This window comes from Thermosynechococcus sp. (assembly GCF_046299655.1).
Lineage (GTDB): Bacteria > Cyanobacteriota > Cyanobacteriia > Thermosynechococcales > Thermosynechococcaceae > Thermosynechococcus.
Genome location: NZ_JBKBHZ010000010.1, coordinates 41,872 through 66,027 on the forward strand (window position 1 = coordinate 41,872; position 24,156 = coordinate 66,027).

The 24,156-nt window shown below is 53.3% G+C and carries 22 protein-coding genes; 11 read left to right on the plus strand and 11 right to left on the minus strand.

Annotated features, from left to right (window positions below; genetic code table 11):
* The first annotated feature begins 12 nt into the window (after window positions 1-12).
* Window positions 13-1,323 (plus strand): (Fe-S)-binding protein, encoded by a 1,311-nt coding sequence (locus tag ACK4HN_RS08155; RefSeq protein WP_409869528.1) that lies wholly within the window; start codon window positions 13-15, stop codon window positions 1,321-1,323.
* On the opposite strand, the gene ACK4HN_RS08160 is transcribed toward ACK4HN_RS08155, so the two are convergent.
* From ACK4HN_RS08160 to ACK4HN_RS08170, 3 genes are read right to left on the minus strand one after another with little or no spacing between them, the layout of a single operon-like run.
* On the minus strand, window positions 1,320-1,778 hold the full coding sequence (locus tag ACK4HN_RS08160) for a hypothetical protein (RefSeq protein ID WP_409869527.1): 459 nt from the start codon (window positions 1,776-1,778) through the stop codon (window positions 1,320-1,322). The genes ACK4HN_RS08155 and ACK4HN_RS08160 overlap by 4 nt on opposite strands.
* Before the next feature lie 3 nt (window positions 1,779-1,781).
* Entirely contained in the window at window positions 1,782-2,153 is a 372-nt protein-coding gene (locus ACK4HN_RS08165; protein WP_409851207.1) for a hypothetical protein, read from the minus strand.
* A 54-nt stretch (window positions 2,154-2,207) separates the two neighbouring features.
* Window positions 2,208-3,917: an ABC1 kinase family protein gene (locus ACK4HN_RS08170; protein ID WP_409869526.1), complete on the minus strand. Its 1,710-nt coding sequence runs from the start codon at window positions 3,915-3,917 to the stop codon at window positions 2,208-2,210.
* A gap of 363 nt (window positions 3,918-4,280) precedes the next feature.
* On the opposite strand from ACK4HN_RS08170, the gene ACK4HN_RS08175 reads away from it, so the two are divergent.
* Complete coding sequence (locus ACK4HN_RS08175; protein ID WP_409877472.1) at window positions 4,281-6,206, plus strand: DICT sensory domain-containing protein; 1,926 nt, start codon at window positions 4,281-4,283, stop codon at window positions 6,204-6,206.
* Window positions 6,207-6,253: 47 nt separating this feature from the next.
* Complete coding sequence (locus ACK4HN_RS08180) at window positions 6,254-6,979, plus strand: segregation/condensation protein A (RefSeq protein WP_409869524.1); 726 nt, start codon at window positions 6,254-6,256, stop codon at window positions 6,977-6,979.
* Here ACK4HN_RS08180 and ACK4HN_RS08185 read toward each other — a convergent pair.
* Both ACK4HN_RS08185 and ACK4HN_RS08190 read right to left on the minus strand, forming a co-directional pair.
* On the minus strand, window positions 6,976-7,827 hold the full coding sequence (locus ACK4HN_RS08185) for an inositol monophosphatase family protein (RefSeq protein WP_409877473.1): 852 nt from the start codon (window positions 7,825-7,827) through the stop codon (window positions 6,976-6,978). The genes ACK4HN_RS08180 and ACK4HN_RS08185 overlap by 4 nt on opposite strands.
* 6 nt (window positions 7,828-7,833) lie before the next feature.
* Window positions 7,834-8,226 (minus strand): 2Fe-2S iron-sulfur cluster-binding protein, encoded by a 393-nt coding sequence (locus tag ACK4HN_RS08190; RefSeq protein WP_409851194.1) that lies wholly within the window; start codon window positions 8,224-8,226, stop codon window positions 7,834-7,836.
* A 227-nt stretch (window positions 8,227-8,453) separates the two neighbouring features.
* On the opposite strand from ACK4HN_RS08190, the gene ACK4HN_RS08195 reads away from it, so the two are divergent.
* The gene (locus tag ACK4HN_RS08195) at window positions 8,454-10,235 is read left to right on the plus strand and encodes a hypothetical protein (protein WP_409877475.1); all 1,782 of its coding nucleotides are present in this window, start codon (window positions 8,454-8,456) and stop codon (window positions 10,233-10,235) included.
* A gap of 6 nt (window positions 10,236-10,241) precedes the next feature.
* Here the strand turns inward: ACK4HN_RS08195 and ACK4HN_RS08200 are convergent, their stop codons facing one another.
* Window positions 10,242-11,075: an acyl-CoA desaturase gene (locus ACK4HN_RS08200; protein ID WP_409877476.1), complete on the minus strand. Its 834-nt coding sequence runs from the start codon at window positions 11,073-11,075 to the stop codon at window positions 10,242-10,244.
* Window positions 11,076-11,362: 287 nt separating this feature from the next.
* Here ACK4HN_RS08200 and ACK4HN_RS08205 point away from each other — a divergent pair, with 287 nt between their 5' ends.
* From ACK4HN_RS08205 to ntcA, 4 genes are all read left to right on the plus strand, one after another.
* On the plus strand, window positions 11,363-11,518 hold the full coding sequence (locus ACK4HN_RS08205; protein WP_409877478.1) for a hypothetical protein: 156 nt from the start codon (window positions 11,363-11,365) through the stop codon (window positions 11,516-11,518).
* Between the two features lie 341 nt (window positions 11,519-11,859).
* A complete protein-coding gene (locus ACK4HN_RS08210) occupies window positions 11,860-12,516 on the plus strand; it encodes a hypothetical protein (RefSeq protein ID WP_409869520.1) in 657 nt (218 codons plus the stop codon).
* 6 nt (window positions 12,517-12,522) lie between these two features.
* Window positions 12,523-13,167, plus strand: a complete 645-nt coding sequence (locus ACK4HN_RS08215) for a DUF2834 domain-containing protein (RefSeq protein ID WP_409869519.1) — start codon at window positions 12,523-12,525, stop codon at window positions 13,165-13,167.
* Between the two features lie 174 nt (window positions 13,168-13,341).
* Window positions 13,342-14,007: a global nitrogen regulator NtcA gene (gene ntcA / locus ACK4HN_RS08220; protein ID WP_409869537.1), complete on the plus strand. Its 666-nt coding sequence runs from the start codon at window positions 13,342-13,344 to the stop codon at window positions 14,005-14,007.
* Here ntcA and ACK4HN_RS08225 read toward each other — a convergent pair.
* Both ACK4HN_RS08225 and psb35 read right to left on the minus strand, forming a co-directional pair.
* The gene (locus ACK4HN_RS08225) at window positions 14,000-15,631 is read right to left on the minus strand and encodes a cyclic peptide export ABC transporter (protein WP_409877479.1); all 1,632 of its coding nucleotides are present in this window, start codon (window positions 15,629-15,631) and stop codon (window positions 14,000-14,002) included. The two genes, ntcA and ACK4HN_RS08225, sit on opposite strands and share 8 nt — an antisense overlap.
* The gene (gene psb35 / locus ACK4HN_RS08230; RefSeq protein ID WP_409869517.1) at window positions 15,628-15,855 is read right to left on the minus strand and encodes a photosystem II assembly protein Psb35; all 228 of its coding nucleotides are present in this window, start codon (window positions 15,853-15,855) and stop codon (window positions 15,628-15,630) included. The genes ACK4HN_RS08225 and psb35 overlap by 4 nt, the downstream gene beginning before the upstream one ends.
* A 159-nt stretch (window positions 15,856-16,014) precedes the next feature.
* Here psb35 and ACK4HN_RS08235 point away from each other — a divergent pair, with 159 nt between their 5' ends.
* Both ACK4HN_RS08235 and hemC read left to right on the plus strand, forming a co-directional pair.
* Window positions 16,015-17,349 (plus strand): TIGR03279 family radical SAM protein, encoded by a 1,335-nt coding sequence (locus ACK4HN_RS08235; protein ID WP_409869516.1) that lies wholly within the window; start codon window positions 16,015-16,017, stop codon window positions 17,347-17,349.
* Between the two features lie 72 nt (window positions 17,350-17,421).
* Entirely contained in the window at window positions 17,422-18,384 is a 963-nt protein-coding gene (gene hemC / locus ACK4HN_RS08240; RefSeq protein ID WP_409869515.1) for a hydroxymethylbilane synthase, read from the plus strand.
* A 7-nt stretch (window positions 18,385-18,391) separates the two neighbouring features.
* Here hemC and ACK4HN_RS08245 read toward each other — a convergent pair whose 3' ends face one another.
* From ACK4HN_RS08245 to accD, 3 genes are all read right to left on the minus strand, one after another.
* On the minus strand, window positions 18,392-19,498 hold the full coding sequence (locus ACK4HN_RS08245; RefSeq protein ID WP_409877481.1) for a CHAT domain-containing protein: 1,107 nt from the start codon (window positions 19,496-19,498) through the stop codon (window positions 18,392-18,394).
* Window positions 19,499-19,900: 402 nt separating this feature from the next.
* Entirely contained in the window at window positions 19,901-21,760 is a 1,860-nt protein-coding gene (locus ACK4HN_RS08250) for a serine/threonine phosphatase (RefSeq protein ID WP_409877482.1), read from the minus strand.
* A gap of 127 nt (window positions 21,761-21,887) precedes the next feature.
* A complete protein-coding gene (gene accD, locus ACK4HN_RS08255; protein WP_409869708.1) occupies window positions 21,888-22,811 on the minus strand; it encodes an acetyl-CoA carboxylase, carboxyltransferase subunit beta in 924 nt (307 codons plus the stop codon).
* Between the two features lie 236 nt (window positions 22,812-23,047).
* Here accD and rseP point away from each other — a divergent pair, with 236 nt between their 5' ends.
* Window positions 23,048-24,154, plus strand: a complete 1,107-nt coding sequence (gene rseP / locus ACK4HN_RS08260; protein WP_409869710.1) for an RIP metalloprotease RseP — start codon at window positions 23,048-23,050, stop codon at window positions 24,152-24,154.
* The last annotated feature ends 2 nt before the right edge of the window (window positions 24,155-24,156 follow it).

The following is a 24,156-nucleotide window of genomic DNA, read 5'->3' on the forward strand; positions in this document are numbered from 1 at the left end:
GAATACTCTCCAATGACTGCAACTGATCCTGTGGCTCGCCCCCCCGATCCCCACTTGATTGATGCCTGTGTCCATTGCGGGTTTTGCCTCTCCACCTGTCCCAGCTATCGGGTACTGGGCACAGAAATGGACTCCCCCCGTGGCCGCATCTATCTTATGGATGCCATTAATGAGGGGCAGGTGCAACTGGCGGATGTCGTCCAGAACTTTGATTCCTGCTTGGGTTGCTTGGCCTGCGTCACCACCTGTCCGTCGGGGGTGGAGTACGATCAGTTGATTGCCGCCACCCGTGTGCAAGTGCAGCGTCATTATCACCGTCCTGTGGGCGATCGCCTGTTGCGCTGGTTGATTTTCCAAACGCTACCCTATCCTCAACGCCTGCGTGCCCTCCTGTGGCCGCTCTGGCTCTACCAAAAACTAGGCTTGGCCAATCTCGAACAGCGGCTGGGACTCCTAAAACGGCTGCTGCCCAAGTCCCTTGCGGCCATGTATCAACTGCTGCCGCCCCTTGCAGCAACAACATTTCGCGATCGCTCTCCTGAAGTCGTACCCGCCCAAGGGAAACAGCGTGGCCGAGTGGGGGTGATTCTCGGCTGTGTGCAACGGCTCTTTTTGCCTGAAGTCAATACAGCCACAATCTCCGTGTTAAGTACCAATGGTTTTGAGGTGGTGCTGCCGCCGCAACAGGGGTGCTGTGGTGCCCTGCCCCATCACCAAGGAGAAGAGGATCAGGCGCAACGCCTCGCTCGCCAGATGATTGATTGTTTTACCGCCACCCAAGTGGATGCGGTTTTAATCAATGCCTCAGGCTGTGGCCATACCCTCAAGGAGTACCATCACCTTTTGGCGACTGACCCCGACTATGGCGATCGCGCCCGTGACTTTGGGCAAAAGGTTGAGGATGTGCAGGTCTTTTTGGTCAAACAGGGCTTGGTGACACCCCTCTACCCCTTGAGCGATCGCCCCTTGACCTTGGTCTATCAAGACGCCTGCCACATGATCCACGGCCAAAAAATTCGCCTTGAACCGCGGCAACTGCTGCGGCAAATTCCCCAAGTCCAACTGCGGGAACCCCTTGATGCAGCACTCTGTTGTGGCAGTGCCGGGGTTTACAACATTCTCCAACCCGATGTCGCGGCGGAATTAGGACGCCAAAAAGTGCGCAACCTGCTGAATACTCGACCCGATGTCATTGTCTCAGCCAATGTGGGCTGCACTATACAATTGCGGCAGTATCTCCAAGAGCAAGGCAGCCCCGTGCCCATTTACCACCCGATGCAACTGCTAGACTTGGCGATTCGCGGTGAGAAACTGCCACTCTAGGCGATGTCGGGAGGCGCACTGAGAATGGCTCGCACCTGAGCCAGCAGGGATTCTCGTGCCACTTCCCAGCCCCGCTCCCCGTCAGCTTCATAGAGAATCAAACTATCCACCGGGTCTGCCGCCAACAGTTGAAACAAGAGGGGAATAATCGGCATGGCCACAGGGATTAACTCTTCATCACAGGCCGCTTGAGCCATGACTTGGCTGCCGTAGGCGTGGATAACGTTTTTTTGCCGATGGGGGGGATGCTGTTCCTCAAGGGTAATCACCTGCCATTGCCCATCGCGGGTTTGCAGGACATAGTAAACCGTTTGCCCATAGCGCTGCGCTTCCTCGTAGAGAACGGGGGCGATCGCCTGTACCGCCGCCACAGTTGCAGGGTCATCGGGGGCGTTGGCAATCAGTTCATCCACTTGGGTCAGTAAATCCACAGCCCCTCCTTTGGGGAGTGTCACAAACTATTCCTTGGCCTCAAGGGCATCGAGATCAAGGGCACGGGAACCACCTGTACTTAAAATCGTCAACACTTTCCCCAGTTGAGACCACACCAAAAGGGCAGTGGCGATCGTCAGCACGAAGGCAATGATCATACTCAGCCCCGCACCAAAACCATAAGTCCACAATCCTGCCATCAGGAACAGCCAGATGCCCATGGAGATCCCCAAGTAGGGCAACTGAAGCTGGGAGCCGCGCAACTGGCTCAGAACGCGAGTGGAGCGACTGCGGTTCCATTCTTGGACACCCTGCTTGAGGGTGGCTTCAAAGGCTTTCCCACTGGTCAACCCTATGAAAATACCCGCTAGGAGCAAGACAATCGGTGGATCAAACACGGGATACCTAATCCTTTCTAAATGCTCAGGGACGTAGATAACCGCCTTCCCTGCCTAACTGGCCACCACTAGGGAATGGCTCTCTTCCTCCTTATTTAAAGTGTGGGAGACAGAGGCCTTCAGAGCTTCCCATGCCACATCAATAAAGAAGAGCGGACGCAGATCCGACTTGACCAAATTCCAAAGGCGTTGCACCTCTTCGGTGTGGAGACGGTCATCTTCGGTTAACGCTAGCACAATTTGCCGCCGCAGGTACTGTCCTTCCTCCGAAAAGAGATACTGCAAGCCCAAGGTAGCCGTTGGCGCAAGGTTAAAGTGGCGGTCTTGGCGGGCGATCGCAATCAGGTTTTCCAGTCGCTGCCACTGAAAACGACCATCCTTGAAGAGAACATCCAATAACCGCCGCCGCAGTTGGGGCGATTCTCCCTGGAGCAGGCGCCGGGCCACGTAGGGGTAGCTGACATCCACAATGCGGAAATTGGGGTTGAGGCACAGGGCAATGCCCTCTTGGGTCACTAGGGAGCGAATGATTAAAGCAAACTTGGCGGGAACGCGGAAGGGATAGGCATACATCAACTCAGAAAAGCGATCCGTGATTACCTTGAAGTTGAATTCCCGCACACTGGAGCCAATCACCTCCTCAAAGACCGACTCAAGGGCAGGGATAATCGGCGTAATATCCGTTTCTGGGGTGAGGAAGCCCAGTTTCACAAAGTCCGCCGCCAAAGCGTGGTAGTCCTTATTTACCAAATGAACAACGGCATCCACTATGGATTCTTTGGTGCTTTCTTCCAATTGATCCATCATGCCGAAGTCAATGTAGGCCATCCGACCATCGGGCATGGCAAAGAGATTTCCCGGATGGGGATCCGCATGGAAAAAGCCAAATTCTAGAAGTTGCCGCAGACCAGAAATCACGCCAACACGAATCAGGTCATCGGGATTGACGCCCGCTGCTACCATGCAATCGGTACGGCTGAGCTTGATGCCGTGAATCCACTCCAGCGTCAGGACATGTTGGCTGGTGTATTCCCAATAGATTTTCGGTACCTTGACGGTCGGATCATCGCGGAAGTTGGCGGCAAATTTCTCGGCATTACGCCCCTCATTGAGGTAGTCAATTTCCTCATAGAGCTTGTGGCCAAATTCATCCACAATGTCCCGCAGATCGTGGCAGAGGTTAATGGGGAGCCAAGGCTTGACCCATTGCACCAAAAGGCGGATCAAAAACAGGTCGCGGGTAATGACAGGCAGTAGATTGGGACGCTGCACCTTGACGGCCACTTCTTCGCCACTGTGGAGTTTGGCTTTATAAACTTGGCCAAGACTGGCCGCAGCCACTGGCTGGGGGGAGAATTCAGCAAAGATATCCCCCAAGTTTAAGCGCAGATCCCGCTCAATGATGGCAATGGCAATTTCGTTGGCAAAGGGGGGCAGTTTGTCTTGAAGAAGGGTGAGTTCTTCGAGATAGTCGGGGGAAATCAAATCGGGGCGGGTGGAGAGGGCTTGACCTACTTTGATGAAAGTTGGGCCTAAGCGGATCAGGAGTTTGCGCAGTTGCATCGCCCGCAGGGGACGCTGACTTTTCTGTTGACCCAGCCACTTGTCCCACTGTAACAGCAGCCAGAATGTCAAGAAAGATACCGAAATGTTAACGAACCGCCAAATCACTTTCCAAGGATGTCGCCAGTAGTAGCGGGCGATCGCCTCTGGATCGTAACGGCGACAACCGGCACTAGGGACACGAGATACAGGGGCAGTCACAGCTTGTTTCTCACCTTCAGTCTCTGAAACCCAACTTACTACAGCCTTCTCCTGTTGCCATCTGTGCTTTTACGGAGCACCTTTGGCAACAGCGTAAGGAATCATCGCATTTATGAGGATTTTGTTGATCCCCGCTGCTAGAGAGGCCAGTCTTTTTGGGTTTGCTTAAATATAGTATAGAAAACTACACACAACCCCTGCCAACCAATATAATTCTTAATAAAAGTTTAACGTCACAATGTCAGGAACAAAGCCCCTAGGTTTCCTCAGCGGCAGCCGAGGGCGTTAAGTACCCGCTAGGTTCGGTGGTGCGGATTTGCCGATAATGGTAGCGTAGGGCATCATTTTACTTCATTGCCTGCCATGGCCAATAGGATCATTGCCACATCCGTTCTGGAGGAGTTGCTGGCGCGATTACCTCACCTGCGATCGCAACTGTACTTCAAGACATCGCTGACGGCGCTCTCCCATGCAATGGAGGATCAGGTTTTAGCCAATGAGGATGCGCCGATTATCATTGCCTGTTTTCAGCGGGAGCGCTTTTATCGTCAAGAGGCCCATCGTTACCAGCGCATTGCCACAAAATCCAACCATGTTTACGTCTTGGCTGCTCCTGAAACCGAGTTCAAGAACTGCTCTGGAGATTATGAAACCGTTGCCTTTGATCCTGCTGATGCCCTCAGTCAAGAATGGCATTTGACCGTCTTGGGCAAAAATTACAGTACGTGCTTGGTCTGCCGCGAAGTGCAGCGATCGCCCGCCAATCGCTTAGATGTGTTGCCGCCGATGGATGCGGCGCGTCGTTTTGAGGGCATTTGGACCTTTGATCGGCAGGTAGCGGCCACAACTGCTGAACTTCTCCTCAACCGTATTCAAGAGTACCGCCCTGAACTGCAGGAGAAACTCAAGGCTGGGCTGGCACTAGTTGAGACCTATCGCCAAGTGGAGGGATGTAATAGTGATCCGGCTCCCTTTGCCGATCGCCTTGTCACCTATCTGCAAGCAGGCCAGTACAAGCAAATCAAAGCCTACCGCCAAATTGCCATTCAAGAGCGCAAGGAACGCCTCACCAATGCCATTACTACAGCCATTCGCAACTCCCTTAATCCCACGGAAATTCTCACTCGCGCGGTGGCAGAACTGGGGGAAGCCCTAAAAAGCGATCGCTGTCTCATTTATCGTTGCCGCAGTACCGATACGCAGGTGCGCATTGAACACGAGTACACGAGCGGTGCTCTACCACCCCTACAGTACCAGTATTGGCCGGTGAGTGAGCACCCCTACACCCAACAGGCACTGGCGCATCAGCAGGTGATTCAGGTGGATGACGTGGCCGCTGATCCCCACTACGAGGCGACCCGTTTCAAGCCCCTCGATGCCGCCGGGGTCAAAGCCCTTCTACTGGCACCTGTGCTCTATCAGGGGCGGCTGTTGGGCATTGTCGAACTCCACCGCGGTGAACCACTGCCGTGGCACGAAATGGATGCCGAATTAGTGGAGGCGATCGCCACCCAAGTGGGGGTTGCCCTGATTCAGGCGGAGGCCTACGCAGATTTAGAGGAACTCAATACGCAGCTGGAGGCCTTGGATCGCACCCGCAGCAACCTCATTGCCATTACTGGCCATGAACTGCGCACGCCCCTTGCAACCATTCAAGTGTGTCTTGAAAGCTTGGCCAGTGAACCCGATATGGATCTAGAACTGCGGCAGGTGATGTTGAGTACCGCCCTGGCGGATGCTGAGCGCATGCGGAAATTGATTCAGGACTTCCTCACCCTCTCGCAGTTGGAAAGTGGCCGCGTGCAGTGGCGACCGGAACCGCTCCCCCTCCAAGAACTGGTGGATCTGGCCCTCAGTAGCTTGCGTACCCCCAAGGATCAACTACCCACAATTCGCACAGTGCTGCCCAAGGAATTGCCCTTGATCCGAGCAGATGGGGAATGGTTAGTGGAGGTGCTCTCAAAGTTACTCGACAATGCCTGCAAGTTTACCGAGCAGTCTGGCCAAGTCTCCATTGCCGCCAAGCCTCGTCCCGATGGTCTATTGGAAGTTACCGTTGCCGACACGGGGCGGGGGATTGAGCCAGATCGCTTGGAAACAATTTTTGATCGCTTCTATCAGGAGGAGGGGGCACTGCGGCGCTCTGCAGGCGGTACCGGGTTGGGTCTTGCCATCTGTCGCCAGATCATTACTAATTTGGGGGGGCAAATTTGGGCAGAGTCGGCGGGGCGCGATCGCGGCAGTGAGTTCCACTTCACAATTCCCATTGCTGAGCCTTTTTCTGGATAGGGTCTGCCAATCCCCCTAAGATAGACAACAACGAGTGGACAGCCAACATGAGCCAATCCTTTGCCGATACCGCCATTGACATTTTGATTGAGTTGGCCGAGCGGGGGGAAATTGACCCTTGGGATATTCAAGTGATTGAGGTCTTTGATCGCTGTTTGGCGGAGTTGACGCGGCGGGGAGAATCTAATCTTGCTGAATCGGGGCAAGCCTTTTTGTATGCTGCCATGCTTATACTTTTGAAGAGCGATCGCCTCGTTGCGGTTGCTGAACCTGCGGCAGCCGAAGCAGAAGCCGAGAAGCCACCAGAGAGCAGTGAAAACCAGTCCTTCGTGGTCTTGCCCCCTGCCCTAGAGCAGCATTTGCATCGTCGTCCTGTGGCTCCCCCCCAACAACGGCGCCGCGTCACCCTTGAGGAATTAATTGCCCACCTGAAAACAATGGCGATTCAGAGCGATCGTGCAAAGGTGCTGCGGCCGCATCAACCTCGGCGGCGTCGCCGTCCCACCACCCTTAAAGCAATTACTCAACTGGCTCACCAAGAAAACCTCACGGAGATGGCCAATGAAGTCGAAAGCCTCCTCAGAGAAATGGCTCCCGCAGGGACATGGCTAGACTTCCAAGAGCTACTGCAGCACAAAACCGATCCCGTAGGCATCTTTTGGGCGCTGCTCTTCCTTGCTGCCCAGTCCAAGGTGGATCTCCAACAAACAGATTTTTATCAACCCCTACGGGTGCGGACTTGTCTAGCTGAAGTCATTCCCCTAGAAGCCTAGGTTAGCTCTGGGAGAAAGGAAAAGCCCAAGGGTTTTACCCGCAGGAGTGCCTCACTCAGGGCAGCGTGGAGATGACCATTCGTCGCTAAAATCCGCCCTGATGTCAGTTGAAAAGGGGATTGATCGTAGGCGGTGACGATGCCCCCCGCTTCACGAACCAGAACCACACCAGCCGCCAAGTCCCACGGGGAAAGACCGCGTTCCCAATAGCCATCGAGGCGACCACAGGCAATGTAGGCCAAGTCAATAGCTGCCGCTCCACCCCGCCGCACCCCTTGGCTGAGATGGGTGAGGTAGCAAAATTCCGCGTAGTTATTGTCCTCCGTTTCGCGGCGATCGTAGGCAAAGCCCGTCACCAACAGGCTGTGACTCAGTTCGGCAGTACTGGAAACACGGATCGGCTGGCGATCGCGGGTGGCACCAAGGCCGGTTGCGGCACGAAACAGTTCCCGATGAAAGGGATCATAAACCACCCCAACGTGGGGTTCCCCCGCCACCAACAATGCCACCGACACAGCGCTAAAGGGGTATTGATGGGCGTAGTTCGTTGTCCCATCCAGAGGATCAATCGCCCACAGAAAGGGGGTGTCTTGGAGTCCTGAAAGACCCGATTCTTCGGCCAGAATGGCATGATCAGGACAATGGCGATGAATCACATCCAAGACCGCCGCTTCCGACTGGCGATCGGCCACCGTCACAAGGTCACCAGAGCGCCCCTTTTCCTCAATCTCGCTTAATTTGCCCCAGTAGTGCTGAAGGACGGCGCCTCCCGCCAAGGCTGCCTCCGTGGCAATTTCTAAATAACGCTGCCGCTCCCGCGCCGGCAGTGGACAACTCAGGGCTGACATGGATCACTAGTCCTCATCAAGGGGTAGCCCTAACTGTACCCGCCCCTTGCCAAAGTAGCGACCAAATTGCAGCTCATAGACTTCATCTTCATCTTGGGTTTCCACCTCAAGGTCAGAGCGGGCATAGCTGACACACAAGAGGGCATAGCCTTGGGCTTGCAGAGCTGGTGAGAGTCCCATGGCTTCGGGTTGATAGACGTGGCCAGAGAGAATACGCACGGCACAGGTGGTACAGGCACCATTACGACAGGAGAAGGGCAGCTCAAGACCTTGGCTTTCAGCGTATTGCAGGATATAGCGATCGCTGGGCACAGAAATTGTGTACGTCCGTGTGGGGGGATCTCCCGCCCTAAGGGGACGCACGTGAATGGTCACCGTATAGGTTTGTGGCGTGCTCATGATTTGGCTATCTTAGCGTGAAAAAGACCCCTCAAATCGAGCCTTGCCTTTTAGTTACAATACCGCAATCGCAACGGGGTGACGATAATGCTAGGGTAAGAGCGGCTTTAGGAGTTCCCTCGCATCGAGACATAGGGAGAACTTGGCTGCCGTATTGTTGTCCTAGGAATGCAGCCCCTAAGGCAAGGGCTATCACGGGGCGTGGTGTCAGTCGGGAGTGGGAGACTGTGCGAGATCAAACGAAACTTACTGCCGCACTCGCAGCGTTGAAATGCTTCCGCAAGCAGGTGCGCCAACTTAGCCAACCCAAGTATCTAATCCCCCTTGGGCAAAGACGGTGGCGTGCCTGCTTACCTTGGTTGCAACACTGGCAAGTGGCGGCTGGCCTGTCCCTCCTAACCTCCGTAGGGATTTCGGGGCTATCCCTGTGGCTGCTGCTGCGGCAACCGACAACCCCCGGCAATTGTGATTTTGTCCTTTGGCCTTTGGCATCGGCCTCCTTTCGCCTTTACTGCGCCCAACAGGCGGCGGAGCGACATACCCTTGAGGATTTGCTCCATGCCATTGATCTCATTGATGACTTGCCGCCCGATCATCCCCTTGCCCCTGAGATTAATCGCCGCCTAGAGGCGTGGTCAGATCAGGTTTTGGCCTTGGCAGACGTTGCCTTTCATGAGGGGCAATTAAATCGGGCGATCGCCTTTGCGCGGCAGATTCCCCGTCATGTCCAAGCCTATGCCAAGGTGGAAGAACGCATTCAGCGCTGGCAGGAAATTTGGCAAGAGGGAGAGAGCATCTACCGCCGTGCCGAAGCTGCCTTAAAAAACCTTGAATGGCGAGAAGCTTTTCAAATCTCTCTCCAATTGCAGTTTGTTGACTGTCGTTATTGGGCACAGGCGCAGTTTGGTGCTTTTAATGAGCGGATTATCCGTGCCCAACGGGAAGATCGGCAGTTGGATGAAGCACGGGCTCTCATGGCCCAGGGGGGAGCCGATAACTTAGCCGCCGCTATCGAAATTGTGCGGCGAATTCCCACCACCAGCGATATTTATCCCGGTGCTTGGCGATTGCTCAATGAGTTGGGGGAACAGTTGCTTGCGTCAGCCGTGGCGGCTTTGAATCGCTATGACCCCCAAGAAGCGCAGCGGATTGCCCGTTTGATTCCCAGCGATGTCAAGAGTGCCCGTAGCGCTGAGGATGTGTTGAAGTTGGCAACGGCAGAAGAGTTTGCCCAAGCGGGGATGGGACAAGACATTGACCGGGCGATCGCCCAAGCACGAACGATTACCGCAGAACGCCCCCTCTACTTTGAAGCTCAGCAGGCCATTCGACGCTGGCAAACGGATCTAAAAGTCCTGCATACCCTCGCAGAGGCCCAAGCCATTGCCCGTGGTGGCACGATGGATCGACTCTACCTTGCCCTCAACAGGCTCAACATTCCTTTGGTGGACGCCAGTCCCTACCGCCAAGAACAAATCCGCGATCAGCGACGGCTGTGGCAGCGTCAAATTGAGATTGCTGAGGATCAACCCCTGATCGATCAGGCCAATGCCCTTGCCCGCCAAGGCACTCCCGAAGCCCTGCGGCAAGCTCGCCAACTCTTGGAGCAAATTCCTCCGCAGCGTGCCCTCTATGAAACGGCTCAAAATCGCCTCAAAGCACTCTTTCCTCCCGTTGCAACTGAAGCGGTCAGCTGGCAGCCTGATGCGGATACAGCCCGTCTCAATGAAGCCCGGCGCCGTGCCCAAGGGGGGCGCGATCGCGACTTTGCCGCTGCCATTGCCATTGCCCAAGAAATTTCCCCCAACTCCAGTGTCTATGCCACCGCCAACCAGTTAATTGTGCAGTGGGGCAACAATATCTTGGAGCAGGCGCGCTATTGGGTGGGGCGGGATAACCAGCAGGCGATCGCCACCGCCGAACTCATCCCCCCCACGCATCCCCTCTACCCAGAGGCAAGGGAATTAATCCGCATTTGGCAAGAAGCAGAACCCCAGACCCCCTTCTAGGCGCTTTTACTGGTTCGCGGGAGCTTCCACGAGCCGCACCTTTTGGGCTAGACCAATCGCTTGCAGTGCTCGAATCGTGATCCACGTAATATCAAATTCCCACCATTGCAGACCGTGACGTGCCGAATGGGGATAGGTGTGGTGATTATTGTGCCAGCCTTCGCCAAAGGTCAGGAGAGCAACCCACCAGCAATTCGTGGAGCGATCGCCCGACTCAAACGTGCGATAGCCAAACTTATGGGTGGCACTATTGACAAACCAAGTGAGGTGATACACCAGCACGAGGCGGACAAAGATACCCCAGACCACAAAAGGCAACCCACCCCACAGATAGAGCAAGACCCCTAAAGCAATTTGAATAGGGACAAAGTACTGATTCAAAAACCGATAGACTCGGTCAGTGTTAATATCCTTGGTCAGGCGTTCCACCTCTGCCTTGGCGGGCACTTCCTGGAGCATCCAGCCCATGTGCGACCACCAAAACCCCTTTTGGGAATTGTGCTGATCCAATTCTTGGTCGGAGTGGAGGTGGTGATTGCGATGGAGGCCAACCCATTCAATGATGCCCCCTTCACAGGCCAAGCTACCGCAAAAGACAAAAAAGTATTCCAGCCATTTCGGACATTGGAAACTGCGATGGGTGACAAGGCGATGCCATCCCAAGGTAATCCCTAGGCCACCAGAGACCCAATAGAGGACAAAACAAAGGAGCACAGCCGACCATGAAAACAGCCCAGGCACAAATGCCAACAGTGCTCCCAAATGGACAATGCCGAGAAAAAAAATCACCCCCCAGTTGGGACGCAGGGGGCGCGAAGGCAAGGAAGAAACAGAGGTCATAAAACTCTCAAACACATGGACAAGCCCCTTCGCCTTATAGCTAGCTGAGTTGGGGCATTAGGTTGTGAATGCTTTTGGGGCTAGGCCTTAGGGGAAACCTATAGCTTAGTTAGCAAATCAGCAAACCCTTAATCCCATTATTAGCCGAGATTGGAGAGCACGTCAACCAAAATTTGGATCGGGTATCCACCCAATTGAAGCCCCCTGACACCTATCAAAATCTTGAGCTGGAACGACTCAATCAAGCACAGGGCCAGGGTAACCTTTGGAAACTCTAGGATTCCTCCTTGAGTGAACGGCAGTGGGACCCTGTGTGGGAAGATTTTCCCCTGACCCAGCGCAATCATCCTTGGAAGCAGACACCGGCCAAGGTTCTCGCCAAACCCCAACGCCAGCCAATGAATGGCAAGCTGGGGCAGATACGCCATGGGGCGCTAGGGTAATGCGAACTTGCTAGGGATCGCCCCTTTTTGGATTTCTTGATACCGACAACGGCTGCAAAAACCCTAAACCTCGGTCACCCTAGCTGATTTTAGATATAATCTGCCAATACGCTAGTAAATTTCTGTAAAATCACCGAGCAATTGGCACGCCCTATCCTCTACATTGGTGAGGCAAGGGGAGGTAATAGGGCTAAACCCAAGTTGCTACTGCTTTCAACAAACATTCATTGAATGAACCAGGCATTGGCACTTTAGAACGGAAGCAGGAGACATGTTAAACTGGTTTACAAAAGTTCATATTCCACTCCTGCTCCACTTTGGCCGTGTTTGAGGTTTAGATTATGTCGCTCACACCCATGACTCGTTACTACATTCGCCGTCTCCTTGCGGAGCGAGCGGAATCCCTTGGGTTGACCGTGAGTGGTACCGAAAGTGACAGTCAAGCCTTTGCCGATCAATTGGCGCGCCTAGGGTCTTTGAGTGCAACCCAGTTGGCAGAAGTGAACCTACTGGTGCGGATGCACCAAACCCTGAGCCGCAACGGCCAAACCTACAACCGCTACCTTGCCACTCTGGAACAAAAGCTGTTTGCTCTCCTAGGTTTAAGGGAACAGTCTCAGGATCTCACTGAGATCACCTTGCCCCAGCTTGATGAGATCAAGGAGCCTGTAGCGAAGGCAATCACCTTGGCGGCAGTGCTAGAACACTTTAATAAAGTTAGTGATATTGCCCAGAAATACCTTGGCAAAATGATTGTGGCCAACTATTGGCGGGGGACTCGTCCCTACAGCAGTTGGTTTGCTGACTTTGCAGTGACCCATGAAGGTCGTGTCGTTTGTCAACCGTATCAGTCCACCCGCGATGTGTTTCTCACTGAGGAGCAGCTAGAGCACTTGCAAGGTTGGCTAGAAGCATTTATTCGCCACTGCCAGCGAGTGCTGCCCCAATTTACGAAGCAACTGCAAAAAGCGGGGGTACCGGAAACCCTTTTAGCTTAGAGCTGTATGCGGATGTTCTTTACGGTTCTCTGGCTGGGATTGATTGTCTATAGCTTTGGTTTTGCACCTCCCGATCAACCGCAAACACTGACACTCATTCAACGGCTAGCGACGGGAGACTGGCAAGGCATTAACCCCCTAATTGTCAGTCTCTTTAATTTGATGGGCGTGTGGCCACTGATTTACACCGCATTACTGGTGGTGGATGGTCAAGAACAGCGATTTCCAGCATGGCCATTTACAGTCTTTAGTTTTGCCGTGGGGGCGTTTGCTCTGCTACCCTATTTCGTCCTACGTCAGCCGGCACCAATCTTCACAGGAGAACTCAATCGGGGTGTACGCCTTTGGGAATCACGGCTCACGGCCATTGCTATTTCTCTATTGGCTATGGGCTTTCTTGGCTATGGCTTGGTCGGCGGCGATTGGCAAGACTTTTGGCAGCAGTGGCAAACGAGCCGCTTTATTCATGTGATGACCCTTGATTTTGGTCTGCTCTCGCTGTTGTTTCCATTCCTGCTAATTGACGATTGGCAACGGCGGGGTATAGAGAAGTCACTGTGGCGATGGTGGAGCCTTTTTCCCTTTTTAGGGGCACTAGGATACTTGCTTTTGCGTCCGCCCTTAATTCTCTCGAAAAAAAGTGTGGCATGATACAAAAAAATACCCCTGAATTGGTTTTACTAATCTGTCAATGCTGAACTCTTCACCCAGAGCAAGATTCGCTGGCGTTGAGAGAGTTGCGTTGTTGGGGGGATATCAATGCCGACAGCACCCTATGCGATCGCTACACCACCAGTTCAACCACCTTGGATTGACACACGACTCATGAATAAAGATCAACCCTTGGCACCCATCTTTCGCCACATGGCCAGTGGGCTGTTTCCATCCACAACGGAAACCTATGAACGGGGGAAAACCATTTTCTTTCCAGGCGACCCAGCGGAAAAGGTCTATTTTCTTCTCAAGGGCGCAGTAAAGCTCTCGCGGGTCTATGAAGCGGGCGAAGAAATTACGGTGGCACTGCTGCGGGAAAATACCGTATTTGGGGTGTTGTCCCTGATTACGGGCACCCGCTCCGATCGCTTTTACCATGCAGTGGCCTTTACGAATGTGGAGCTATTGGCGGTTCCCATCGAACAGGTGGAAAAGGCGATGCACGAGGATCCCGATTTGCCTATGTTTATGATTCAGGGGCTGTCATCGCGGATCCTGCAAACGGAGATGATGATTGAGACCCTTGCCCACCGCGATATGGGCTCCCGCTTGGTCAGCTTTTTGCTGATTCTTTGCCGTGATTTTGGTATTCCCACCAGTGCGGGGATAATGGTGGATTTGAAACTTTCCCATCAGGCGATCGCCGAGGCCATTGGTTCAACACGGGTCACTGTGACTCGCTTACTGGGGGAACTCCGCGATCAAAAAATGATTTCAATCCACAAAAAGAAAATCACGGTGCATAATCCCCTGATGCTCAGCCAGCAGTTTACCTAGGACTAAAGGATTCCACCAGTTGGCCATAGTCCAGTTTAATCAGGCGATCAGCCACGTCAAAGTAGCGATCGTCATGGCTAATGACAAACACCGTTTTGCCCTGTGCCCTTAGCTCGGGTAGGAGTTGGCGGTAGAAAATATCCCGAAACAGGGGATCTTGATCCGCTGCCCATTCATCAAAGAGATAGGCAGGGCGATCGTCGAGATAGGCCATCAACAACCCCAAACGCTTGCGCTCCCCTTGGGAAAGAGAGGTTGTGGAAAAGCGGTTGCCTTCTAGGCGGACTTTGTGGCTCAAGCGCAATTTTTCGAGGTAGCTTGGCACTTCTGCGAGGCGTTCGGGAGACTCTATACCCAACAGTGACTCAAAAAGATAAAAGTCACTAAACACCGTGGCAAAGTGTTGGCGATACCATTCGTAGTCCTCAGGCTGCAAACAGTGATCATCCACCCAAATTTCCCCTTGGTCGGGGATGTACAGCCCTGTAATAATTTTGGCCAGTGTGGATTTGCCACTGCCATTGCCACCGACGATAAATAGGAGTTCCCCAGCCTTAACAGTTAAACTCAAAGGCCCTAGAGTAAACGTTGCCGGTTCATCTTCGTGGGTACCGCGGTACTGGTGGCGAATCCCTCGCAGTGAGAGGGTTTTCCAGCCAAGGGGAGGGAGTTCGCCTGTATTGTTGAGGTCTTGGCGCGGATCTCCAAGACTCAGTTGCAGGGATTCCACTTTCTTGAGGGCAACGCTGGCACGACTCAACACGGGAATGGCGTCAATCACCTGTTGCATCGGCAGCATGAGGTAAATGATCGTCAGGACATATCCTGAGAGAACTGTGGGTGTGGCTCCCAGCAAATGGGGCAAGGTAAACAGAAAAAAGCCAATGGTAACAAATAGCAGCAACTGTCCCCAACTGGCAGCAATGGCAAAGACCATGTACCCTAGCTCGTTTTGCTGCCGTGTTTTCTGAGCCGTGGGTTCCAATTCCCGATAAAAGAAGGCCAAGCGCCGTTGCCGGTTGAGCTTGAGTTCTTTGTTCCCCTCGGTGAGTGTCCGAAAGTGTTGAAAGAGGTAATCCTGTTGCTGCCGTGCCCGCTCTAGGAATTTTCGTGCTCTGCCGGCAAGGAATAGGTAGCTGGCAATACCAATGACAATTAAAGCGATAAGAGCCAGAAAGAGGGGCGGCGACAACCAACCCATGTAAATCAGGCAGCCGATGACAATCGCAATGGCATTAAAAAGATTGGGCAGAATGGCAAAGGAACGGGAGACAGCATCCACATCCTCTGTCAACGTTGCGAGGAGTTGGGGATGACCAATGGCTTCTAACTGGCGTAGGGGGGAAGCAAGAATCTGGCGACTGAGGAGGAGGCGCATTTCATAGACGGCCTGTTGCGCAGCCCGCACCAGTAGCACTTGGGAGCTAAAGTGGGTCAACAGGAGAAGCGTGCCGAGAAGAATAAACCCCCAAGGCAACAGCCGTTCTAGGGCAGGGGTTTTCTGCAGGGCGGCATTAATCAGGGCAATGAGCGCAGCTGTGCTGCCACCGTTGAGAAGTCCAGCGATCGCTGCTGCAACAATTGTCGGCCAAGCCGCCTGTAGCAGAACACGAAAGAGCTTCACGACTCTGTGGTCTCATCAGAGGTGGGGATGGACTCGGACTCTTCGAGATTCAACTTGGGAATAAAACTGGGGCGATCGGCATTTTCCCAACCGGGGGGACGCTTCGAGTTGTACCATGCAATGAGGCCAATGCTCACGGCAGCCACAAGCCCCAGCAGCAGCACCCCATAAAAGGGGACAAAGTTACCAGCCCCAACGGTAAAGCTAATCCCCAATGACCCCATGATTCTCCTCGTTAACATTTGGAAATATGTAGAACACCACTATATCAATCCTGTGGCTGCTTTGAGAATCCTGAGAGTTGGAAACGGCTTTGCTTGCTAAGGTACAGTACAAGATAAAGAAGTTTTGCTGACTTTACCCCCTCTTTTCAAGAATTAACCATGAGCGATCGCGCCCTTCGCCCGGCCGTTGTGGCTGCTGTGGAACCCGGTTCTATTGCTGCTGAGTTGGGATTTGAACCCGGTGATGCGTTGGTGGCCATTAATGGCGATCGCCCCCGCGACTTGATTGACTATCGGTTTCTCTGTGCTGAGGAATACCTCACTTTGGAAGTCTTGGGCAAAGACGGCCAAACCTACATTCTTGAGATTGAAAAAGATATTGATGAAGATTTAGGACTGGTGTTTACCACGGCCCTCTTTGATGGGTTGATGCAGTGCAACAATCGCTGTCCCTTTTGTTTTATAGATCAGCAACCCCCCGGCAAGCGGGAGAGCCTCTACGCCAAGGATGATGACTACCGCCTCAGCTTTCTCTATGGCAGTTACATTACCCTCACCAACCTGCTTCCCTCAGAGTGGCAGCGTATTGCCCAACTGCGCCTTTCCCCCCTTTATGTTTCTGTTCATGCTACGGTACCCAGTGTTCGTCAACGCCTACTGAAAAATCCACGGGCGGGAGAAATTCTCCAACAAATTCGCTGGTTTCAAGAGCAGCGGCTGCAACTCCATGCCCAAGTGGTAGTTTGTCCGGGCATTAATGACGGCGAGTGCCTCGAACAAACCCTGCGGGATTTAGCCCAGTTCTATCATCCAGAGGAGCCAACCGTGCTTTCAGTGGCAGTGGTGCCCGTGGGACTGACCCGCTTTCGCCCCCCTAAGGATGAACTGATTCCCATCACCCCTGACCATGCCCAAGCGGTCATTCAACGGGTACAGGCCCTCCAACAGCAGTTTGAGCAGGAGTGGCAGACTCCCTTTGCGTGGCTGGCGGATGAATGGTTCTTGATTGCCGGCTCGCCTTTACCCCCTGCTGCCCACTATCAGGATTACCCCCAACTGAGTAATGGGGTGGGAACGATTCGCCTGTTTTTAGAAGAGTTTGAGCTGCACGCCCAACAGCTTCCCCAACGCCTCCCGCAGCCGCGCCATCTCAGTTGGGTGGTGGGCAATGCGGTAGAACAGGCCTTTGCACCCTTGGTGGCTCGCCTCAATCAGATTGAGAACCTGCGCCTTGATCTGTATGCCCTTGCTAGCGACTATTGGGGACAACAGATGTCGGTCACGGGTCTGTTGACCGGCCATGATTTGATTTATCACCTAAAGGGTAAGCCATTGGGCGATCGCCTACTGCTGCCCAGTTTGATGCTCAAGCACGATGAAGCGGTCTTTCTTGATGATGTCCCTCTAGCCACTGTCGAGGAGGCGCTAGGGGTACCTATTCAAGTCGTCTCCGGGGGCGCGGCAGGGATTATTGCCGCTTGTACCCATCCCTAAGACCCCAATCTTGCCCCTAGGGATCCCCGCGACCTATAATGGCTGGATGCTGTCTGTTGCACACTCAACGCCATGATTGCCCCCTCATCCCGTCCGGTTCGCATTGGTTCCCGCAAAAGTCAACTGGCTCTCGTGCAAACGGAATGGGTACAGGCGCAACTCCAAGCTCGCCATGGCGATCGCGCCTTCGAGGTGGTGACCATGACTACCCAAGGGGACAATATCCTCGATGTTGCCCTTGCAAAAATTGGCGATAAAGGCCTCTTTACCAAAGAGCTAGAACTCTCCATGCTGCGGGGCGAAACGGATTTGGCTGTTCATTCCCTCAAGGACTTACCCACCAAGTTGCCGGAGGGTCTAGTTTTGGGGGCGATTACTGAGCGGGAAGAGCCAGCGGATGCCCTTGTTTTAGGTGCGAAATGGATAGGGCACACCATTGATACCCTACCTGAAGGCACAGTTATTGGTACTTCGTCACTGCGGCGCTTGGCACAACTACGCCACTCCTACCCCCATCTCACCTTTAAGGATGTGCGAGGGAACCTGAATACTCGCTTGGCCAAGTTGGATGCTGGGGAATACGATGCCCTGATTTTGGCGGTGGCTGGTCTGCGGCGTTTGGGCTTTGGCGATCGCATTAGCCAAGTCTTACCGGCAACAGTGTCTCTCTATGCCGTGGGTCAGGGCGCCTTGGGCATTGAATGCCGCGCCGACGATACCGACATCTTGGCCTTAGTGAAAACCCTCGAACATCCAGAGACCGCAGCCCGTTGCTTAGCAGAGCGAGCCTTCCTGCGGCAATTGGAAGGGGGCTGTCAAGTGCCCATTGGGGTGCATACGGTAATTGAAAATGGCCAACTCACCCTCACGGGCTTAGTGGCAAGTCTCGATGGCCAACGCCTTGTCAAAGATAGTCTCACAGGGGAGCCTGCCAAGGCCGAAGAAGTGGGGACGTGCCTTGCCTTAAAGCTGCGCGAACAGGGTGCCTCAGAGATTTTGGAAGAGATTTTTGCCAGTGCACGTCCTGAACGGTAATTAGTGCTTACCACGGACTGCCAACCATCGTAAAGGCAGCCCAGAAGTAGGGATGGCTCAGGGAGCGATCGCCCACCGCAACCTCCGGTGGTAAAGGAATTCTGCCACGAATTGTGCGCAGTTCATTCCCCTTGACTGTAATATCTCCTCGCAACATGGCCAATTGAGCTTGGCGCAGCGCCTCCGCCTTGATCGGTGCCGTATTCAATTGATTGTAAAAGCCTGTCATCAAAGCCAATGTCCCCTCATCACTGACATACCACAGACTAGCTAGTACCGACTTCACCCCCAACTGCACCGATAGACCGGCAAAGCCTAATTCTGCATCCAAGTCACCCACCGCCGTGCGACAGGCACTCAAGGTGAGCAGTTCCGTTTGCGGACGATACAGGCGTAAACTCGGCAACTGCAATAAGTTCAGCCGCCCATCACTGAAGGCAATATAGGAGTTTTTGGGGGAGCCGGGCTGAAACTGGGCATGGGTGGCAAGGTGGATGACCGGATAAACCCCCTGATTGTGCTGCCGCTGCAAATTGGCAATCGTAAAGTCGGCGTTGAGAAACTGTGTACCACCCCCCAAGTCTTGGGTAATTTGAGCTAGTTCCAAGGGCACAGCGGGTAAAGGAGACAGGTCTTGAAACTCCGATGCCCCCATCGCCAGAATTCGCGCCTGTTGGATATTGCGATAGCGCCTGTCCGTTAAGCTCATGCTGGGCACGAGTCCCAGATTAAAGCGTTCAATCAAAAAGCCTTGACCATCATGGAGTGCTGCCAAAGGGATACTCCGCAGGCCACTGTCAAGGACAAAAACCAAGGTTTCAATGCCTTGGGCATCCAATTGAGGTCGCAAAGGAGCGATCAACCATTGATAAAGTTGCTGGGATGCAGGTAGGTAGGCACGAGTATTGACCAAGCGTGGGTCACGAATACTATTGGTAAACTGGTTCGCCGTTTTTAGAAGCTGCTCACGCCCAACTGCCCGCACAGGTGCATAAATCGTCTCTCCCTCAGGCGTCACCATCATCAAATCCAGTTGGGTAGGGCTTGCCAGTGTGTAGATGACGGCTGGCTTCTTACCTGTTTGCTTGGCAATTTCATTTAGAGCAGCTTGCAAATCCTTAGTCGATAGCTCTGGCTGGTCACAAGAACGACCCAAGTAACTTGTTATCTCTTGGCAGCCTCGTTGGTCTAGAAGAGAGATAGCACGGCTTGGATTATTCCTTGCTAAAGCAATTTCAATCTCTTTTGTTGAGAGAATAGGAATCGGGAAGCCTGTGACCTCCATAGAGGGGAGGGTAACTGAGGGCGGAGGTTGCAGCAAATTATTGTAAGAAGGACTAGGGTAAGAAGTCTGGGAAGCGACAGGCAAAATCCATTTACTCGATTTACTCGATACTAAAACTAAATTAATCCAGCAGGCTCCCGCAATAGTGGCCAGACCGTATGCAAACAGAGATTGGAGGCGACGAGTTAACATATGGAGTTTACCTTACTAGAGAATTTAAAAACTGAAGAACTAAAATAAGCTATTCAATACAGATCGTAACTTAAATCGGAGGGCGATCGCCGTCAGGTTATCGTGGCCATTGACTTGATTTCCTAGGTCAATCAATTTATGGAGCGACTGACTGAGGGGGATACTGAAGTCGAGCATCGGGACTAAATGGCTAATGATATGGGTTTCAAGGCAGCGATTATCAGACAACCCATCCGAGCAAAGTAAAACAAGGGTATCTTCTTCGATGTCTAAGTCAATGACTTCCGGGCAGATGGCCTCATTGTGGCGAGGACCGAGGGCTTGGGTGAGTTGGTAGGCGTCGGGGCGGCCATAGGCAATTTCGGGTTCGACCCCCTGTTGAATCAGACGTTGGCCGACTTCGTGATCGGTAGTGAGTTGTTGCAATCCTTGGCGTTTGGTGAAGCGATAGATGCGACTGTCGCCGACATGACCAAAGCGAAGCTGGTAATTGTGAACCAGTGCCATCACCAGTGTGGTGCCCATGCGGCCACTACCTGTCTTGGCTTTTTGATCATTGGCAGCAAAAATGACCTCATTAGCACGGTAAATCGCGTTGCGTACCTCCTCAGCACTGGGCAGTTCCCCCTGCCACGGCCAAGTCTGCTCGAAGTATTCATAAACGGTTTTCGTGGCTAAGGAACTCGCAACTTCTCCTTCGGCGTGTCCGCCCATGCCGTCACAGAGAACATAAACCCCCTGAACCTCTAGTTGTTGACCATTGGGGGTCATGCGCACCTGCTGACGATGATTGATGAGATAGAAATCCTCGTTGTGGTGGCGATCGCGCCCGGTATCGGTGTGGGCCGCAACATCCACTTGAACCAGTTGTCGCAGCAAGAGGGCAGTGGGTGCATCCTCAATAGCGGTATGTTCCTCTTCTGCCGATTCTGCTGAGAGGGCCATTTCTGGCAGTGCATCAATCAAGTCACCTGTACTTTCGCCTATCTCCTCCTCAAAGTCTGGCAAGGGTTCACTGCGCAGGGTAGAGGCAAGGGAGTCGAGTAACATTTGGATTCCTGAGATTTTCTCTAGAGGAGCCGTACTCAAGGAAATTAAGAGGGGCATGAAAACGGCTTGGCGGCGATTAGAGGCATGGGCAAACAACTCCTGCCAAACACCAACGAGACTGAGGGGCGGCGTGGGTCGTTCAAAGGTTTCCACTAAGGGCAAGGTGAAGTCCAGTTGATGCAGCCGCAATTGATTGTCAGGATTGACGGCTAAGTTCTTCAAGCTGAGCAAGGAATAATGGCAGTGCCACGGTTCTAAAATTTTCCAGAGATCAATCATGTCCTCTAGATACTGGAAAATTTGCTCATCGGCAATGTTGTCGTCTTGCCAAACCTCCTGTAGGGGGCGAGCAGTGGGATTGTAGTCAAGAATAATGCCGTGGCAATAGTTGGCCGGCAGGTTGCTGGTGGCAACGGCATCTAGCCACGCATCGTGAATCGCGGGAATGGTTTCAGGATAAATCAGATGTAATGCAAGGTAGGCGATCGCCACCGCACTGAGGTCAGGGTATTGAGCTTGCAAATGGGGAATGACCACATTAGGGTCGAGAATATTTAGCCCCTGCGCCCAGTCCTGAGCTGTTTCGCGAAGGGCTTCTAAGAGGGTCGGTTCCTCAGGCTGTAGATCCTGTACCAGTTGGGGCAAATCACAGGCGTAACGGTGATCCCAGCGTTGGTAGCGGTGCTGTGGGTCAAAAAAGGCAGCAGTATTGGGAAGATGGGTGTCCTGCTCAAATACAGTTTCCCCAGAGTTGCAGTTGGGGGCAGCCAGAATAGGGTGATCAGCATAGGCAGGATAGAGGATGCCCCACCAAAGTTTGAAGTTTTGATCAGTTTGGACGGTAGGCATGAGGGCAGGTGAGCCAGCAAAGATAGCACAGCAATAACCCCACCTTGCGGTATGGGAGGGATATCCCCTATTGTATGGCGATCGCCCTAGGACAACCCTTTTCTACGCCTTGTTGCTGTTTTTTATACTATTCCTCAGCCATTGCCATCAAAGGGAATGATTTTGGCAACAGCGTTGAGGACACTTGGCTTGCCACGGGTTGATGCAAACGAATGAGCTGCGCCAAGGTGGATTTCAGTTGAGTGCGTGGCACAATCACATCCACAAAGCCACATTTTTGAACAAATTCAGCGGTTTGGAAGTCATCGGGCAGTTTTTCTCGCAGCGTTTGCTCAATGACCCGCCGCCCCGCAAAGGCGATTGTGGCCTTTGGCTCGGCAATGATAATATCCCCCAACATAGCAAAGCTAGCGGTCACGCCCCCCGCAGTGGGATGGGTCAAAACGGGGATATAGAGCAGGCCAGCACTGCGATGACGCTCAAGGGCAGCAGCAGTTTTCGCCATCTGCATGAGGCTCAGCATCCCTTCCTGCATGCGGGCACCCCCAGAGGCACAGACAATCACAAGGGGAATATGCTCCCAAGTGGCACGCTCAATCAGGCGGGTGATTTTTTCACCGACAACGCTGCCCATGCTGCCGCCCATGAAGGCAAAGTCCATTACCCCCAAGGCAACCGGTAACCCCTCCAGTTGGCCAAGGCCAGTTTGTACGGCATCCTTGAGACCGGTTTTTTCTTGATACTCCCGTAGGCGATCGCTATAGGGCTTGCGATCCTTGAATTGCAAGGGGTCACAACTGACCAAATTTTCATCGAGGGGGCGCCATGTGTGGGGGTCAATCAGTTGTTGAATGCGCTCACTACTGCTGACGCGATGGTGATGGCCACACTCTGGGCACACCAATTGATGGCTATGCAGATCCTTGCTGTAGATCACGACGCCACAGGCTTCGCACTTTGTCCAGAGACCATCGGCAATTTCTCGCTCTGGCTGCATGGGCGTTAAGGCAGTTTCTCTACGGCGATTTGCAAACCAATCAAATAAAGACATTGTGGAAAATTCCCTTTAACGTTGAGGTCTCAAATAGCGCGTTTATATGGGTCTCTCCAAGGAGCATCCACTAAGAATAATTACTTATCATCCCACTTTGTTGCATTTTTGCAATATATCGCACAAGTTTGAGAAATTACGCAAGGGGCCGTGGAGCGATTACCGATCCAAGGGGAAGTTCGGTGTCACAATAATAAGGAAGTTTATAGTTCGCAGCGTAGCACTGGGTTGAATCTATGTCCATGGTTGCAGTGGTGGTGGCGATCGCCATCTTGGGAATCTTGATTTTTGTCCATGAGTGGGGGCACTTTATCGCTGCCCGCAGCCAAGGCATTCATGTCAACCGCTTTTCCATCGGCTTTGGTCCTATTCTTTGGAAGTTTCAGAGCAAGGACACCGAGTACGCCCTGCGCCTGATTCCCCTAGGGGGCTATGTAGGTTTCCCAGACGATGACCCCAATAGCGACGTTCCCGCCAACGATCCCAATCTCCTGAGCAACCGCCCCATTCTAGACCGCGCCATTGTCATCAGTGCGGGGGTAATCGCCAATCTCGTCTTTGCCTATTTGCTACTGCTGGTACAAGTGGGCGTCATGGGGATTAGTCAGGCCACCTACTATGATGGCGTCCTCATTCCAGCCCTTGTCCCCGAAAGTAGCCTTGTGGCCACCAAAGCGGGCATTCAGCCGGGGGACTTGGTTTTAGCCGTGGATGGTCAACCCTTGGGAGCCGATGCCAATAGCTTGCCAAACCTGATGCGAGCCATTCAGCAGCATCCGCAGCAACCCCTGACCCTGACGATTCAACGTCAAGGGCAGATCCAAGAGATTACCGTCACGCCAGAGATCAGTGAGGATGGTCAAGCCCGCATTGGCGTTCAACTGGCGCCCCATGCCGATATTCACCGTGAACACACCTTAAACCCCATTAAATTAGTCACGGCGGCAGCGGCGGAGTTTCAGCGGGTGATTGTGCTGACCTTAGATGGGTTTCGGGAACTTTTTCAGCATTTTGATCAAGCGGCTCAACAGGTCTCTGGACCGGTGGCGATCGTGGCGATGGGGGCAGACATTGCCCGCTCCAATGCTGAGCAGCTCTTTACCTTTACCGCTTTGATCAGTATTAACCTTGCCATTATCAACATTCTGCCCTTTCCAGCCCTTGACGGTGGTCAACTCCTCTTTTTACTGGTGGAAGCGCTGCGGGGTCGCCCCTTGCCCAATCGCATCCAAGAGGGCGTCATGCAAACGGGGCTGGTTTTGCTCCTCGGGCTGGGGATGTTCCTCATTGTGCGGGACACCGTGAACCTCACGGGGTTGGGCTGGATGCAGCAACTCTTTTAAGT

Bases quoted from the DNA above. Each gene is read 5' to 3' on its own strand.
- ACK4HN_RS08155 (WP_409869528.1), top strand. From the start codon at position 13: ATGACTGCAACTGATCCTGTGGCTCGCCCCCCCGATCCCCACTTGATT.
- ACK4HN_RS08175 (WP_409877472.1), top strand. From the start codon at position 4,281: ATGGCCAATAGGATCATTGCCACATCCGTTCTGGAGGAGTTGCTGGCG.
- ACK4HN_RS08180 (WP_409869524.1), top strand. From the start codon at position 6,254: ATGAGCCAATCCTTTGCCGATACCGCCATTGACATTTTGATTGAGTTG.
- ACK4HN_RS08185 (WP_409877473.1), bottom strand. From the start codon at position 7,827: ATGTCAGCCCTGAGTTGTCCACTGCCGGCGCGGGAGCGGCAGCGTTAT.
- ACK4HN_RS08190 (WP_409851194.1), bottom strand. From the start codon at position 8,226: ATGAGCACGCCACAAACCTATACGGTGACCATTCACGTGCGTCCCCTT.
- ACK4HN_RS08200 (WP_409877476.1), bottom strand. From the start codon at position 11,075: ATGACCTCTGTTTCTTCCTTGCCTTCGCGCCCCCTGCGTCCCAACTGG.
- ACK4HN_RS08210 (WP_409869520.1), top strand. From the start codon at position 11,860: ATGTCGCTCACACCCATGACTCGTTACTACATTCGCCGTCTCCTTGCG.
- ACK4HN_RS08215 (WP_409869519.1), top strand. From the start codon at position 12,523: ATGCGGATGTTCTTTACGGTTCTCTGGCTGGGATTGATTGTCTATAGC.
- ntcA (WP_409869537.1), top strand. From the start codon at position 13,342: ATGAATAAAGATCAACCCTTGGCACCCATCTTTCGCCACATGGCCAGT.
- psb35 (WP_409869517.1), bottom strand. From the start codon at position 15,855: ATGGGGTCATTGGGGATTAGCTTTACCGTTGGGGCTGGTAACTTTGTC.
- ACK4HN_RS08235 (WP_409869516.1), top strand. From the start codon at position 16,015: ATGAGCGATCGCGCCCTTCGCCCGGCCGTTGTGGCTGCTGTGGAACCC.
- hemC (WP_409869515.1), top strand. From the start codon at position 17,422: ATGATTGCCCCCTCATCCCGTCCGGTTCGCATTGGTTCCCGCAAAAGT.
- ACK4HN_RS08250 (WP_409877482.1), bottom strand. From the start codon at position 21,760: ATGCCTACCGTCCAAACTGATCAAAACTTCAAACTTTGGTGGGGCATC.
- accD (WP_409869708.1), bottom strand. From the start codon at position 22,811: ATGTCTTTATTTGATTGGTTTGCAAATCGCCGTAGAGAAACTGCCTTA.
- rseP (WP_409869710.1), top strand. From the start codon at position 23,048: ATGTCCATGGTTGCAGTGGTGGTGGCGATCGCCATCTTGGGAATCTTG.